This window comes from Rhodopirellula sp. UH5, assembly GCF_056839225.1.
The window spans coordinates 4,112,450-4,127,935 of the sequence record NZ_CM166390.1 but is presented as its reverse complement, the minus strand read 5'-3'; the positions used below and the strand labels follow the sequence as shown (position 1 = coordinate 4,127,935).

Sequence of the window (15,486 nt, the reverse complement as noted above, 5' to 3'; positions counted from 1 at the left end):
TGAGCCGTTTTGACGCCAGCGGGCTGTTGATTTAGTCGGTTTTCGATCTTTCATGTGAGCCGTTTGGCGTTCGCCCCGGTTTCATCGCAATCACCGGGTTCGTCCAAAGTTGCAAATCAGAATCGCCGCAGTTGGATGAATCAGCCGATGCCCATTGGCTCGGCTCGACTCATCACTTTGCGTTGGTTCACTCTGCAGAATCGATTCGCACCATCGAGTTCTCTTCACTGAGGTCGATCTCTTCGTCCAGTTCGAAGTCATCGAAGCTTGGGGCACCCGACGTGGCCATTGCGAATTCGAAATTGCCTTCGCCGAGGGTCTCGAGCAGGCGATTGTAGATCCGCGTTTGTCGGCCCATGTCGTCATACGGGCCCGCGATGTACGTCGGTTTGCCGTTCATTCCAAAGGCAAGTGTGTCGCCCACGGACGCGGGCTCGATGTGATGCCACAGCGGTGCGAATTTGCTGTAGTCGGGGTGCGGTTGCAGGCCACATGATTCGGCATACGCGATCGCGGCTTCCACCACCCCGCGAGCGAACTCGGGCTCGCAAGGTTGCAGCATCTGACGCGACTGCATGTCGGAGATCACATCGTTGTATTCCGTCTGGGTGCGATAGTTGCCAGCCACGTCTTTGACGCCCATGCAACCCAAGTCGACCAGGAAGAACGCCGCGGCAATTTGGCTGCCGGGTGCCGTTCGCGAAAGCATCACGTGCCCGATCGCGGGGCTGGTTGGATTGGGGGCCAGCAGATCCGGGCTGATCATGCAGTCCTTGATTGTTCCGGTGGCGGCAGCTCGCATTTTGCCGGCCATCGACGTCAGCATTTGCTGCTGGCGGGCCAGTTCTTTCTTTTTGCGAAGTTCTTTGGCCTTCAGCTTGGCCAGTTTTTTTTGCTTTTGTTGTTCTGATTTTGCCATCGTCGATCCTCCGTGGTTGAGACAAGTTCGTTGTTGGTTCAGGTACCTTCGAAGCGAATCCGCCTTGCCTAGTCGTTCGGCGGATGAGCGAAGGATTGGTTGTGGTCCCTCGCTCACGCGTCGGGTTGTGAGTCACTTCAACAGCAGGGCGTCACCCGTTGGGTTTCCTTCGCTGTCAACAACGCGATTTTGTTTCGTTGGCACTTGCGAGGCGGGTCAGTGTAGCGAACTTGGTTGCTTCGATGAGAGGCCAGGTTTGACCAATCGGACTAACTTTCCCAACTCGCCAATTGGTTGGCCCATTGGTTCAGTCGCGGTCGATGCTTTTCAATCATCGCCAATCCTGTCAGCAGCAGCAGTCCGGTCGTGATCCCAAACGCCCACCACGGCCACACCGCATCGATCGCTTGCGTGGAATGCCAGACCATGCTGGTCACGCCGAGGAACACGAAGATGGTGCCGAGATACAGGAACGGTTTGACTCGCAGCACCACGCCGAGCGCCATGCCGGCCAGAGCAAGCAGCACCAAAATCACCGGCCCCCATAGCGAGCGACCGATTTCAGACAGCAGCATGTCGGCCGTGCTGCTGAGGTAGATCACCAAGGTGCAAGCGTACCGAATCGCAGATCCCATGGCCGCCTCCAAACGCTCGCGTTGCAGGTGAGCGACCAGCAAGACGCAGGCGGCGGGCGGGATCAGCCAGGCTTGCGGGTGCGTGATGAAGTCCCAGCCAGGCACCTGGGTGAGCGTTACCCACAGGGCTGCGTTGGCAAGCACGACGGTGGCGATTCGAGGCAGCCCATTCTTCCACAGCAGCGACATCATTCCGTAGTAAATCGCACCGACCAGCAGCAGGCCTTGGTAGGACGTTGTGCCACGAAAAAAGGTCCAGGACCAACTCTCGGACTGGGTCACAACCGCGTACGAACCGCTCAGCCAGAACCCCACGACGGGAATCATCGGCAAGAACATGGAGGTGCGACGCATCACGTCGGCCAACACTTTGTCGTCGCGTCGCATCGCCCACTGGGTCAGACCAACACTGGCGAATGCGATCACCATCACCACGTACGGCCAGACCTGTCGCAGGCCCATGAAAGCGATTCCGGTTCGGCACAGGAACAAGTGCAACCAAGTTGTCGCGGCAACCCCTTGGGCGATGTACAGCAACCATTTCCGCTGCGAATCATCGAGCTGCACGCTCAGCAGAGAATTGGACAACCGGGAGTTGGGCAGTCCGGTGTTCGGGCCCGTCAGGATTGCCAAGGCACCCGCCATCGCCGCCAGTCCGCCCAGCGTGATCGCGACGGCGATCACCACCGGCATGCTGATGCCAGGGATGCCAACCACTGGCATCCGTACTGCAGACTCCAGCGCCAGCATGATGACCAGGGATCCGATGGCGACGATGCCCGAGATCAGCCCGCCGCGGGTCAAGGCTTCGCTCCAGCGATCCAGGAAAGGACCCTTGAGCAACTTGGGGATCGCTAGCAACAACACCGCCACCATCAAGACGCCGGCAATCAGCAGTCGCATCACCGCGATCAAGGCGGGGTGCTGCAGCGGCAGGCCGGTCAGCAACGCCATCAAAGCGATCGACCACAAGGCAATCGCGACGGTGATGTGACGTCTTCGCGAGGTGATGGCAGCGTTGTTGGCGAGGTTTCTTTCGGACAGTTCAAAGAACACCCAGGCGAGAGCGCCGGTGGCCAGGATGCAAACCCGCGGCCATGGTTCATGGGTGTGATCCAGTACCAGCCAGCAGGCCAGCAGGGAACTCAGTCCAGCCCACAGCAGCGTCACCTGTTCGAGCGAATTGGCCAATCGCAGGCGAGCGTGTCCAAGCAGGGAAGTGCCAAACGTCCAAGCCACCAAGGCCGCCGACACTGCCAGGTGAGTCACCGCCAACCCTTCGTTGGTTGTCAGGCCAGTTTGCGATCCAATCCAAAGGGCGACTTCGCTGACCGCGATGCAGGAGAGCACCACGCTGACAAACCAAACCGTTCGTCCGCTCGGCCGCAGCCAGGCGGACGCGGCGACCAATCCGAGCGAAGCCAATGTCAACGTGCCGCTGGTGACGCCAATCCAACCGGAATCAGCGAAGGCCGAGTTGGGCAGTGCAAGGTGCGACTCGATCCAACCGAATGCCGCGATGGGGACCATGGCACAAGCGGTTTCGATGTCGGCCAACGGTGCCGATCGATCGTTTCTCACGCTTCGCCAGACGATCACCCACAGCGCCATCCAAGCCAGCCAAATGGATGTCGGATCAAACTTGGCCACGGCAACGACGGGATCCAAGACTGTGTTCCAGAGCAAGAACCCACCCACCCCAACGGTCATCCATCCCAGCATTCGCGGCAGGATGAAACGCCAGTCCCAGCCGGCGAGTGAGGTGACCGAACCGATTGATTGCCAGGCTGGACGATGGTCGCTGATGACGTTGTTTTTCGAGTCGTCGTCGCTGGTGTTCACTCGCCCCAGCCGAGTGCAAAGGAGCCCTGCCACGGACAGTCCAAGGACCGCCAGGAAAGACAGTTCCCAAGGGGCAGTGTGGTTGTCAAACAACGCAACCCAAGCCATCGAGAATGTCAGTGAAGTCAGGTGCCACGCGTGCAGTGGGATGTTTCGAATCCAGTGCAGCACCGCCGACCCAATGGACGCGGCGAGCCAAAGACCGCTCAGGACAACCAGTGCTGATTCAGGCTGAACCCACTGCATCCAAACAATGAAGACGGTTGCGTGCCCGGACAACAGGCTGATTGCAAACGGCCAAGCGTCGCGAGCCGGTGTGACGACGCATCTCAACGCGATCGCGGCGGCAATCACGGATACCAAGCCACCGACGGGCAGCGTCCACAATGAAGAGAGGGGGTGCAGCATCGTTCCGGTCGATGAATAGGCCGCCAGCCCAGCTCCGATGCAGGATGCCAATCCAACGGTCAAAATCCAACCCCGCGAAAAATGGGGTCCCGCGGTGGAGCGCGGTGGGCCGTCGGCAGGTGAACCCAAGGTGCTGCGAACCAACCGATGCAGCAACCACCACGCCAGTGACCCCAGCACCGACATTTGTGTCCACACCAAAGGCTCGTTCGCAAACGGAACTCGCGTGGCGATCGCTGGGGTGGCAACACCAATCGCCAGAGGCAGCAAGGTGCTGGAAAGAAGCGAATGGGAATTCGCTTCGCGTTTGGAGTCCGCCTTGGAGGACAGCAGCCCGACCGATGCGATCACCCACCAACTGGTCACCGCGAGCGTGCTGAATCGATCCGGTGAAAGGTTGTTCGACAGAGGTGCGAACCAGCCTGTCGCCAGCAACACAATTGATCCGGCTGCGACCAGCCCGACGAGCATCGCGTGGATCACCGAACGCTCGGACGTGCTCGGCAGCAAGAATGCAGTCAGCGGATTTGGATGGCTCGATGCAAGCGATCCGCTGCCGAGTGGCAGCCAGGGGCTGAGCATGGCTTGGGACCGAAATTTCCAGGTCAACAAAAACGCACAGGCGAGCGTGGTGGTGATGACCAAACAGGCGGCGGCGGAGTTGGTCCACGCCAGAGAAAGTTGGCTCGCGAGATACAAGCTGGCTGCGCCAAGCAATCCTAGGAACCAATCTTGCCAGCCGTTTTCGGACCAGAGTGAATCTTCGGTGTGACGTCGTGAGAGAACGAACAACGCGGCCGTTCCCGCGATCAATCCCAAGCAGGCTGCTGATTCAAACCAAGCAAAATTCGCCGCGGCAATCCATTCGTTGGTGGGCCACTGCGCAATCGCTTCCAAGGGTGCCGCCACAATCGCGGCGTACTGGCGAGCGACGGTGAAGATGAGCGTGCCGGTCGCCAGCATGGCGAACAGGCCATCAGGCAGTTGAGCCCAATTCAGTTTGCGATCAGGAAACCAACTTCGAAGTGGTGCGACCATTCGAATGAGCATCCAGATCGCCGATGTCGCCGCGAAGATTGCCGCGACCCACCACGTTGCAATTCCGCCCAGCCACGATTCGGAATGCCAAGTCCTCACGCCCAGCGAAGCGGTGAGGGTGGTCGCGACGGTGATCGCGGAGAGGCCCATCGAAGTCTGCAGCCAACTTCTTTCTCGCAGCAAGATCGCGACCCCGAACAACGCGGTCACCAGCAGCCAAAGTTGACCGCTGGCGGACCACCACCCGGGCGCTGTGATCTCGTTGGATGAGAGCGACAGCAATCCAATCCCGCCGAGTGCCGCAGCAGACAGGCATGCCGTCACTCCTGCCGACAAAGCATGACGTCGCAGCGACACTTTGCTTGCTCGCGAAAGCGAGTTGGGTGGCTCGGTTGAGAGGTGTTGTTCGTTGACGTTGGATTGCCGGTGGAGCAGGTGCTTCGCGAGCAACGCGGCCGTCATCAACGACATCGTGACCGCGAGTCCGATCCAAGGTGTTAGGGTGAGGTCAGTGTGGAGACGCCCATCCGTCCAGGTGAAAAATCCGAGCACCGAGGTCCAAAAGGCGACCAAGATCACCGGTGTTGCCAGGGAGGCTCGCGAATCTTTGAAGGAACCCAGGATGCATCCCAAGGCGGACAATCCGAGCACCACATCGACCAGCATCGGCGGGACCTGACCAAGCCACGCGACCGGGGCAACGCTGAGTACCAACGCTTGGACAAACGCGAGTGCACCCCAGCCGCAGGCCGCCAGCCAGCTAGCAGTGACTTGGTTGCGAGCCCATGATTTCCCTGTCGCGAATTGGTCCAGGGCGAAGCCAGCCCCACCCAGCAGCGCGGCGATTGCAAGCGATGTCACCATCGGTTCGCCGCCCAGAACCAATCGCCACATCGGCAGATCGCCCCAGTTCATGTCACCCATCCAGACAGGAGACGACAGCATCGCGGCGATCCCGAGTGGCAGCGTTGTGCCAATGAGGCGAGAGAGTTGCCGGAGTGTGATCGAGGCCGCGCCCCACGAAGCCGCCGCAACCACCGCATGCATCCACATCCAGTCCAGTCTGCGAAGTGAAGCGGGCAAGATCGCCAGCACCGCGGCCATTGAGAGCACTGTCAGAACCGTTGCGATCAAATTAGAGTTGGCCATCCAGCCACGCTTGCGAGAGCCGCCGGTTGCGGGGACCGCGTCGACGCGAAACTTCAACATGTCGCTGTGGCAACTCGATGCAATCGCGATCCAAAATGGAATCGATGCGATCGCGATTTGAATCCAAGCGGTCTGCACCGCGAATTCGTTTTCCAGATTGCTGAACAGGAATGCAGCGTAAACCAGAACGCTGGCCATCGCCGAAGACGCGATCCCGAGCGATAGCCAACGATTTTTCCAGTGCCTTGGTCCGCCCAGGGAGGGCCCTCGCCCGTGCGAATTCAGGTGAGTGCGGCGTTGGCGTTGTGGCCAAAGCAACGCTGCCGCAACGCAGATCGCGGGAACCAAGATCGCAAATCCCGCGTGGGAGCCGAGCATGCGTGCGGCGGTCGGGAGCAATGGCAGTGAGAGCGTCGGTGCGATGACGCTGGCGGTCATCGGCAATGCATCGGCACGCCCGACCAAGCTGCGTGACGATTGCAGCAGCAGCCAACCGCAGCCCGCCAATCCAGCCACGATCGTGCCCAGCGTTGTGGGCTCGGAAAGCGAAACCGAATCCAGTCCTGCACCCGCCGCGGCCATGCCAGCCAACACGCACAGTGGGACCAGCAGCGTCGCAATGATCAACACCGCGCGGCTGGTGTGGCGCAGCTTCCATCGCCGCACCGTGTACAAACCCGCCGCGAAGATTGCCGCGTCGGCGGACATGAAGATCAACGAGGGGACAACTCGGTGGGCGGACGTCAGCGTGTTCCAAAGGCTGACGACCAGGCCAATCGAGCAGACCACGACCAGCAATCCAGCGACCAGTTCGCCCCAACGAATGTTGTTGCGAGCCAGGAACGAAGTGATGACTTCCGACAGCGCTCGCTTGGGCGTGCTTGGGACCGGAGGATCGTAGACGGCGTCAGCGGTGACCGCTTCTGCGACGAAGGGGGCAATGGCCACCGGTTCAATGGCCACGGGTTCGGTTGGCGACGTTGCGATCGACTTGGCTGCGATCGGGGGGAGGGAATCCGCGATTGGTTGGGGAGTCGCAGCGGTTGTGGCGGGAAGAATTGGCTCGACAACCGGTTCGACGTTCGTCGGTGTCGAGTCCAGGGCCAAGTCGTGGGCGGACGCTTTCAATCGGCCGGCGGTCTCTGCATCGACTTGGCCGGTCGCGGTCAACGCATCCATCATTCTTGAAAACGCGGCCAGGTCCGCGGAGGCTGATGGTTGGTCAACAAAAGCTGTCGAGCTTTTCTGGCTTTGGGGGGTGGATCGCTGCGTTTCAGGTGTTTCGACCCGGGGTGGTGGTGATGGATAGAGCGTTTTGGGAGCGAACACCAGGCGAAAGATGGTCGCGAAGACGACCCAGGTCAGGTGCCCGACCATCGTGATGATCAGCCAACCGATCGCAATGAAAAACAGCACTTCCATCATGGAAACCGCAGCAAGAAGCAGGGAAGGGACCGAAACGGTCGGATACAGGCCAATCTAGGCCAAGTGGTTCTCTGCTAGAGACCATGGAGAGGAAAATGCTTCGGGCGGATGCGATTTTTCTTGGTTGGTGGAGGGCGATGGGGGCGTTTCGAGTTGAGATCCGCACGAAAAAAGGCCACACCGATTGGAAATCGATGTGGCCTGGTCTTCAGGTTTCTGAGGGTCGCGAACGGAGTTCGCCAATCAAATCAGAGGGTGGCTTCGTTGGCTCGGGTCTCTCCTGAAGATGCCGTGCCCATGGCACCCCAGACGCCAAAGGGACTTTCGACACCGGCGTCATGGCCGGTTCCGGGCCCACGTGGGGTCACGGTTGTGTTGCTGTCCATGCCTTCGGTCGAGGCGTTGATCGAGTCGGTGATGAATTTGATCGAACCGTCGGTCATCAGAACGTGGGCTCCTCCTTGGTGACGGCTGGTGACGCTGTAGACGCCACCGGTCCAGTCTGACCCAGGGCCGGTGCTGTAGGTGCAGCTCACGCTGTTGGGGCCCAAGATTGTGTTGATGGCTGAGTTGCAGCTGACGGAATCGGTCCACCAGCGGCCGCGGTTGGATTGTCCGCCGTAGCTGCCGTAGCCGATCAGTTCTTGGCCGGGGGCATAAAACTGAGGACGCTCAGGATCAATCGTGTTCTTGCACTGAACCAGGTCGGTTTGGAAGTCCTGGCTTCCAAAGACTGCCGCGGTGCCGATGATCGAACGGTCATCGAGGAAGTTGGCCATTTCACCCATGATGATGGTTTGGCTGGTTCCGTCCAAGCAATCGCGGAATTTTTTCTTGTTGTTCCATCTCCACATGCCACGCCACACGGCATCATCGCCTGCCCACTCATAGCCAGGGTCGGTTCGTTGGTCACCGTCAAACCAATAGAAGGTGATGTACCGAGCCGCGTCTCCATAGCAGAACGCATAGTTGGTGCGGCCAATGGTATCGCCTTCGGCAGGGTCTGATGGACAACGCAACGTTGGGATTTGGAAACGGTTGGGAGTGTAGTCGGAACTCCATGGGAACCCGCCAAATTTGACGTAGGTCGTGCCACTGTCACTCGTATGGGGATTGGAAATCATCTCCCAAACGGCTTGCTGTTCCATGAAGGGCGTCATGGCCACGGTGGGACCCAGTCCACGCCATTGGGTTTGAGTTGCGACGCGACTATAAGGAAACGTGTTGTAGGCCGCGTGGTAGTTGTGAAGTGCCAAGCCCATCTGTTTGAAGTTGTTGCTGCAGCTCATTCGTCGGGCTGCTTCGCGAGCGGCTTGGACGGCGGGCAGAAGCAAACCCACCAAGACGCCGATGATCGCGATGACGACCAAGAGTTCGACCAGGGTGAATGCCGAGCGAGTCATGCGACTCGGGACAGGGTTGGGGCGATTGTGCCCCAGCGGTGAATGTGTAACGGACATCGATGCACCTAGGAAAAATGTGGTCAACGGACCACAGGAAGTTCGGAAGGAATGAAAATTCAGGATCGCCCGCCCATGAATGAGCTGGTGTTGTTTCCTGAATGAATTGGGATTTCGCCTCTTCCTGTTGGATGCAAGTGAATCGCACCGCTTGTGTTGCCCGCCTGTTCATCGCCATGCCATGAACGGCGATGGGCCTCATTCCGTCGGTCGCTCTGTTGCAGTCGCGTTGGCTCCGCCCATGATTTCTTCCACCGATGCCTGTTCGTCATCCGCGGCATCGAGGGGCAGCAGTTCCGTTTCGGAGCTGCCGCATCCGACCAAGGCTGTGAGAAGGAGGCCTGCGACCATCCATTTGCCGATTTGGCTCATCGGTTCTGTCATCTTTGCGTCCTGTCAGGTCATGAAACCAAACGGCCGGCAAAAGTTTCAGGATTCGATTGCTCTTTCAGTCGGCCACTGCAATGACCATAAGCACTTCGTTTTTAGATGCCAAATATCAATTGCGGTGGGTCGGGTTCTAGTACCGCGAAATTCAAAGGGTCTGAAGCGCGAGGGTGATTGGGAACTGTCAGCATGCTTCCGAAACGCCCCGGTGAAGGGCGTGGTTTTGAACGCTGATTTCTTCTGCAAAAAATTCAAGAAAGTTTGAGCTTTTTTGCTAAGAGCCCGGCTTTGTGCCTAGGAGATCACGTCTTGAGTCCAGGCTCCATCCACCAATCGCCATGTGTCGGGGGTTGGGGGCGTGGATTGCAGCAGAGCTGGTAAGCGGGAGTCTTTGACATTGTCATAACTCGTGAGCTTGCCAAACCGGATCAAGGAACCGGGGACTCCAACGGCAGTGAATCCGGGGTGCCCGGTCGCTGGGTAAGGGCCACCGTGATTCATCGCCGCGCTGACGGCCACACCGGTTGGCATTTTGTCATTGAGGATGCGGCCCACTTTGGGTTCCAGCTCAAACGCTACTTGCGTGTAAGTGTCTTCATCAGCACCTTGAGTCGCGGAGTAGATGCATCCGGTCAGGTTGCCTTCCAAGTGGCGGATCGCTTCGCAGAGTTGTTGGGTGTCGTCCGCGACCATGATCAACGATGCGTTTCCAAAGGCTTCGGTTTGGAAGCCTTCCGGATTGCCAAGGAACGCTTCGCCGCTGGTTTTCAACAATGTGTTGGCCATCGCACAGCGGTCCGTTTCGGCTTCGCCTCCGCCGGCAAGCAATTCGGCACCAAAGCCGACGAGTGCTTGGATGCTCTTGCCCAGAGAAGACGCGACAGCGGGTGACAGCAGGGTTCCGGCCGGAGCGGCGGTGAAACGCTCTTTCACCGCGGCGATGAATTTGTCCGTGGCTTGGCCTTGGACGAGCATCACCATTCCCGGGTTCGTGCAGAATTGCCCGGTGCCCATCAAGACGCTGGTGATGAACTCGTCGACAATTGCATCGCCGCGTTCGTCGAGGGCTGCAGGGGTGATGACCACGGGATTGACGCTGGAAAGTTCCAGGTAGATCGGTTTGCCGGCTTTGTCAGCGGCTGCCTTCAAGGTCAGGCCGGCGCCTCGACTGCCGGTGTAGCCGGTTGCTCCGATGCGTGGATCGGAAACCAGTTTTTCGCCATCCGAGTGGCTGGTTCGGTAAATCAGCTGCACCGTCGCGGCGGGGAGTCCGGTCTCAGCGAGGGCTTCGAGGGCCAGTTCGGCAAACAGACGTGTGGTGTCAGGATGCGAACTGTTGGCTTTGCCGATCACCGGGTTGCCGGCTGCGATGGCGGCGGCGAAATCGCCACCGGAAACGCTGCCGAACGCGAATGGGAAGTTGTTGGGGCCAAACACGCAGACGGGACCCAGTGGGCCCAAGCACGAACGAATGCCCGCTTGGGTGTCGATCGTGGGCATGGCCCAGTTGCCCGTCCGGCAGGCTTTCGCTGCGGCACGCAATTGATTGCTGGTTCGAGGCAGTTCGACGTCGGCCAAACGGGGCGAACGCGCCAGGCCGGTTTCAGCAAACGCGGTTTCGACCAATTGATCTTTGGCTGCGTCAATCTTGTCCGCGTACGCTTCGATGAAGTCAGCGATTTTGGCAGGCCCAAGTTTGCGAAGCTCCGTGGCGGCTTCGACGGCGGCATCGAGTGCCTCGTCGCAGTCTTTCCAACTGCTGACGGGGAACGTGGCGTCGAGTTTTTCGTTGCGATTGGGATCGGTGGCTTGGAAGGTCGACTCGGTGTTGGCTTCACGCCAAGTTCCAGCGATCAAAACAGGGTGAGTGGCGGGAGAAGCGATGGACATAGCAGGCAATCTTTCTGCGACGAGGTGTGACGGACGCGAAGGAACTCGATGGAGTTCGACCTGTATCGTCAATCATTCGCCGGGTTGTCTCAAGCGGTCACGTTTCAGTTGCCACTGGGCAAGCATCAGAACGCATCTGATCGCGGCGCAACTGGGGGTGGATCAATCGTCCCCCAGAAACCGTGACTCAACGCAAGCCATCAACTGGGTCAGGTGAGGTTCGACCACCTGGTAGTACACGCGGCGACCTTCGCGTTCGCTGTCCAAAAAGCCACATCGCTGCAGCAGTCGAAGGTGCTCGGATGCCAGGTTGTCTGCGATTTCGCAGTCGGCGGCAATTTCACCGACGGTGTAACGACTGTGCAGCAGCAATTGCACGATCCGTAGCCGGACCGGATGAGCCAGCGTTTTCAGGCATTCCGCAGCTTCGGAGAACGCTTGCACGTTTCCCGCAGGCTTGGTGGGGGCTTCCGAGACACGTTTGCTGGTGCGAGGTTTTGAAGCGGCCATGGCGGAGTGGCAGTTGCACTGAAGTGGGGGAATCGATATTCATGTGTCGTGATGTTACGAGATAACGACCAAAAAGGATAGTTAAATGTCGGCGGATTCAAATGCACCCGTTCGTTTGGTGATCGTTGGTGGTGTTGCGGGAGGGGCTTCGGCCGCCACCCGTGCCCGACGGATGAATGAACAGGCCGAGATCATTTTGTTTGAAAAAGATCACGATGTCTCGTTCGCGAATTGTGGGTTGCCCTATCACATTGGTCAGGAGATCGAAGATCGAGACGCATTGGTGGTCGCTTCGGCTGACTTTTTGCGACGACGGTTCCGGTTGGATGTGAGGACGCGAGAAGAAGTCGTGTCAATTGATCGTGCCAACCAAACGGTGACCGTTCGGCGTCACGGGGTCACGTCCGGGCAAGACGAAACGTACTCGCAAGCCTATGACAAATTGATTTTGGCTCCGGGGGCCTCACCGATCGTGCCGGATCTTCCCGGCGTTGACGCGGACAATGTGTTGACGCTCAGGAATTTGGTCGACATGGATCGAATCAAGGCTCACGTGGATTCCGGTGCGGTCCGTCGGGCTGTCGTGGTTGGAGCAGGTTACATCGGGTTGGAAATGGTGGAGCAACTTCGCCTTCGCGGGGTCGCCGTTGAGTTGGTGGAACTGCGTGATCAAGTGTTGCCGTTGCTTGATCATGAAATGGCACAGCCAATCGAAGATGCTTTGCATCGAAACAATGTTGGGGTTCACTTGGGCGTCGGGCTGCAGTCGATTTCGTGTGAAGGTGGGACTGCCACTTCGGTTTGTCTGAGTGACGGGAAAAAACTGTCAACTGAACTGGTCATCCTGGGCATCGGCGTGCGGCCCAACGCTGGCTTGGCGAGTGAAGCTGGACTGGAAATTGGCGGCACGGGCGGGATTGCGGTGGACGAGTTCTCTCGCACCAGTGACCCCGACATCTACGCGGTGGGGGACGTCTCTGAACCGGTGTTTGGCCCGCTGGGGAAACCGATGCGAGTGCCTTTGGCTGGACCTGCGAACCGTTCCGGTCGATTGGCTGGCGAGCATGCGGTGACGGGGGAATCCGCTGCCGCGACGCCGGTGTGGGGGACCAGTGTCGTGCGAGTGTTTGACGTTTCCGTTGGGATGACCGGTCTGACGCGAGCCTCGGCAGAACGATGTGGGAAGGAAGCGACCAGTGTGACGATCGTCGCCAAGCATCATGCGGGGTACTTTCCCGGTGCGGAAACGATGACGCTGAAACTGGTCTATGAGCCAGGGACAGGCAAGGTCATGGGGGCTCAGTGCGTGGGCGGCGAAGGCATCGACAAACGCATCGATGTGATTGCCACCGCGATGCACTTCGGGGGAACTGCTCGCGATTTAACCGGTTTGGATTTGGCCTACGCACCGCCATTTGGTTCGGCCAAGGATCCGGTGCACATGGCTGGTTTTGCGGCCTGCAACGCACTCGATGGCATCGAATCCTTTCGAGATTCGGATGCTTCCCTCAGTGATGTTCAGGTGGTCGACGTGCGTGGTGCCACGGAAATCGAAAAGGCACCGCTTCAGGAAGCCGCCGGGGCGATTCATATTCCGGTTGACGAACTTCGTGATCGCGTGGACGAGTTGGACCGCCATCAGCCAACCGTTGTCAGTTGTGCGGTGGGAGTCCGCGGTCACATTGCCGCTCGGATTCTGCGGCAAAACGGCTTTGACGTTCAAAACCTTTCCGGTGGAGCAACCGTTCGCAATCGATGCTTTGAGTGAACGGAATCAAACCCGGGGCAAACCAAACGGTCACCGCGGTGCCGTTTGCTGTTTGCCGACGGAGAAGTCGGACAGTTCCATGAAGGATGGTTTGCCCTCGATCGCATCGGCCATCGCGACAGCGGTTCCGCACGCCAAGTGGATCCCGCTGCGGTAGTGCCCACCCGCGACGAACAAACGAGGCTGGTCCGGCACGCGGCCAATCATCGGGAACCCATCGAAGGTCATGGGACGGTGTCCCGACCAGTGCGAAGCGACGCTGGCTGATTCCAATTCAGGGCAAACTCGATTCGCGAAGTATCGCAGTCCTTGGATGACATCGTCGGTGGTTCCCGGTTCGAACCCGACTTCTTCTTCGCAGGAACCGACCAACACGTTCCCGTCCCCTCGAGCGACCAAGTAGCGATTGCCAACGTTCAGAACGATGGGGTCGGTGAAGGTTTCGCTGTTGAGCAGCAGGATTTGACCGCGGATCGGAATCACCGAGGAGTCCAATCGGGCTTCGGGGAAGATGCTTCCCATCGAAGCGCCACCACAGAGGACCGTGCGGTCGCTTTGCAGCAGGTGATCGGTCGCATCTCGTGACTGAATGGTCGCGGAGCAGCCCGCTGCGTGGGAGGAAAGGTTGAGCAGTGTGTTGTGGGGAAGCAGCGTCACGCCTTGGCTTTGGCAAGCGGTGGCCAGGGCGGTCAGCAAACGTGGAGGTCGAATTTGATATTCGTCAGGCGTCCACCAGGCCGCACTGGTCGGATGGGATTGGATCCACGGATTGGTTTGAGCCCAGTTCTTCAACCGAGGTTGCCGGCGCAGCAGTTCTGATTCATCGATGCGCTCGCATTCCACCGCGAGGTCGGCCCAGTACGACATCATGCCGGTCAGTGCAGAGGCCTCGCCAACCGTTTCTGCCAAGTACAGCCCGCCGCAGCGAATCAGTCCGGGATCGATGCCGGTTTGATCCAGCAGCTGCTGAGACCACAGCGGCCACAGCGTGTGGCTGAAGCCGCGCAGGCGATCAATGGGATCGGTCGCACGATCAAAGTTGGCGGGGGGGAAGATTCCCGCGGCGGCCCACGAGGTTCCGTGAGCGATCGGGCCTTGGTCGATCACCGTCACGTTTTCGCCCCGGCGGACGAGTTCCCAGGCAATGGAAAGTCCGATCACGCCGCCCCCGACGATCAGCGTGCCGGTGGATTGGCGGTCGGAAGGGGCAGGGGCGTCGCTCGATGCGGGATGGATGGTAGACAAATCAGATCGCTAGCTGGAAAGGATGCGGCGTAGGTCTCGTGCGAGTTCGATGTGGGGGGTGGGGGCACCTGCATTGTCGGCTGGATGTTCGATTTGATGAAGGAGGGCTGTCAAATCTTCTTCCGTGTCGATGTCGGACCGGACGGGCAGCCTGCCAATTCTTCGCCCCATCGACTCAGCCGCGGCAACGGTGCGTTGGAAAACCTCGTCGGTGCTCCAGGGAATGTTGCTCCACAACGTGTCGAGAATGGGATCGGCGAGAGGGCCGGAAAGCCCGATCAGGTAGTAGCCGCCGTCCGCCGCCGGTCCCAGCACGAGATCATTTTCGCGCAAGAGTCGATCGGCCTCGTCGATATCTGCGGAAGTCAGCAAGGGGCAATCCGCTCCAATCAAAATCGCGTGAGTGCGGGGCAGAGCAGGGCGGTCAGGCAGGTGGTCGGCAAACCAGCGTCGCATGCGATCGCCCAGATCCCCATTCCCCTGGTCGGTGAGTCGCCACTTCGCTGGCGTGACTTGGGTCAGGTGCGAAACCGATTCGATCGGCGTGACCACCCAGTGCCGCTCATCTCCCCAGTCCCGTAGTTCGTGGAAGAGTTGGTCGAGGAATCGTTGGTGAATTTGGGCCGCATGGTCGAATCCGATGGTGGCACCCAGTCTTGTTTTGACCTTCCCAGGGGCCGCGACTTTGGCCATCAGGCCAAGTTTGCGGACGGCCCGGCAGTGGGCCTCCTGGGATGGATTCGAAATCAGGGATGGATGGGGCATGAAATTAGCTTTGAGAGAGTCAGGAATCGGCCACGCTCGCGACCA

The 15,486-nt window shown here is 59.3% G+C and carries 9 protein-coding genes; 1 reads left to right on the top strand and 8 read right to left on the bottom strand.

Features of this window, described 5'->3' with window-relative positions; genetic code table 11:
* Window positions 1-187: 187 nt before the first annotated feature.
* From UH5x_RS14800 to UH5x_RS14775, 6 genes are all read right to left on the bottom strand, one after another.
* Window positions 188-919, bottom strand: coding sequence for a hypothetical protein (locus UH5x_RS14800; protein ID WP_047815675.1), 732 nt, complete (start codon window positions 917-919; stop codon window positions 188-190).
* 269 nt (window positions 920-1,188) lie between these two features.
* On the bottom strand, window positions 1,189-7,416 hold the full coding sequence (locus UH5x_RS14795) for a hypothetical protein (RefSeq protein ID WP_482632843.1): 6,228 nt from the start codon (window positions 7,414-7,416) through the stop codon (window positions 1,189-1,191).
* Window positions 7,417-7,664: 248 nt separating this feature from the next.
* Window positions 7,665-8,876 carry a DUF1559 family PulG-like putative transporter gene (locus UH5x_RS14790; protein WP_482632842.1) on the bottom strand — a complete coding sequence of 404 codons (1,212 nt, stop codon included), beginning with the start codon at window positions 8,874-8,876 and terminating at the stop codon, window positions 7,665-7,667.
* A 198-nt stretch (window positions 8,877-9,074) separates the two neighbouring features.
* Window positions 9,075-9,260, bottom strand: coding sequence for a hypothetical protein (locus UH5x_RS14785; RefSeq protein ID WP_047815678.1), 186 nt, complete (start codon window positions 9,258-9,260; stop codon window positions 9,075-9,077).
* A gap of 297 nt (window positions 9,261-9,557) precedes the next feature.
* Complete coding sequence (locus UH5x_RS14780; protein WP_482632841.1) at window positions 9,558-11,153, bottom strand: aldehyde dehydrogenase (NADP(+)); 1,596 nt, start codon at window positions 11,151-11,153, stop codon at window positions 9,558-9,560.
* A 162-nt stretch (window positions 11,154-11,315) separates the two neighbouring features.
* Entirely contained in the window at window positions 11,316-11,663 is a 348-nt protein-coding gene (locus UH5x_RS14775) for an ArsR/SmtB family transcription factor (RefSeq protein ID WP_047815681.1), read from the bottom strand.
* A gap of 85 nt (window positions 11,664-11,748) precedes the next feature.
* Here UH5x_RS14775 and UH5x_RS14770 point away from each other — a divergent pair, with 85 nt between their 5' ends.
* Complete coding sequence (locus tag UH5x_RS14770) at window positions 11,749-13,431, top strand: FAD-dependent oxidoreductase (RefSeq protein ID WP_482632840.1); 1,683 nt, start codon at window positions 11,749-11,751, stop codon at window positions 13,429-13,431.
* 30 nt (window positions 13,432-13,461) lie between these two features.
* On the opposite strand, the gene UH5x_RS14765 is transcribed toward UH5x_RS14770, so the two are convergent.
* Both UH5x_RS14765 and UH5x_RS14760 read right to left on the bottom strand, forming a co-directional pair.
* The gene (locus UH5x_RS14765; protein ID WP_482632839.1) at window positions 13,462-14,676 is read right to left on the bottom strand and encodes an NAD(P)/FAD-dependent oxidoreductase; all 1,215 of its coding nucleotides are present in this window, start codon (window positions 14,674-14,676) and stop codon (window positions 13,462-13,464) included.
* Window positions 14,677-14,685: 9 nt separating this feature from the next.
* A complete protein-coding gene (locus tag UH5x_RS14760; RefSeq protein ID WP_482632838.1) occupies window positions 14,686-15,441 on the bottom strand; it encodes a TIGR04282 family arsenosugar biosynthesis glycosyltransferase in 756 nt (251 codons plus the stop codon).
* Between the last annotated feature and the right edge of the window lie 45 nt (window positions 15,442-15,486).

Bases quoted from the DNA above. Each gene is read 5' to 3' on its own strand.
- UH5x_RS14800 (WP_047815675.1), bottom strand. From the start codon at position 919: ATGGCAAAATCAGAACAACAAAAGCAAAAAAAACTGGCCAAGCTGAAG.
- UH5x_RS14795 (WP_482632843.1), bottom strand. From the start codon at position 7,416: ATGATGGAAGTGCTGTTTTTCATTGCGATCGGTTGGCTGATCATCACG.
- UH5x_RS14780 (WP_482632841.1), bottom strand. From the start codon at position 11,153: ATGTCCATCGCTTCTCCCGCCACTCACCCTGTTTTGATCGCTGGAACT.
- UH5x_RS14790 (WP_482632842.1), bottom strand. From the start codon at position 8,876: ATGTCCGTTACACATTCACCGCTGGGGCACAATCGCCCCAACCCTGTC.
- UH5x_RS14785 (WP_047815678.1), bottom strand. From the start codon at position 9,260: ATGACAGAACCGATGAGCCAAATCGGCAAATGGATGGTCGCAGGCCTC.
- UH5x_RS14775 (WP_047815681.1), bottom strand. From the start codon at position 11,663: ATGGCCGCTTCAAAACCTCGCACCAGCAAACGTGTCTCGGAAGCCCCC.
- UH5x_RS14760 (WP_482632838.1), bottom strand. From the start codon at position 15,441: ATGCCCCATCCATCCCTGATTTCGAATCCATCCCAGGAGGCCCACTGC.
- UH5x_RS14770 (WP_482632840.1), top strand. From the start codon at position 11,749: ATGTCGGCGGATTCAAATGCACCCGTTCGTTTGGTGATCGTTGGTGGT.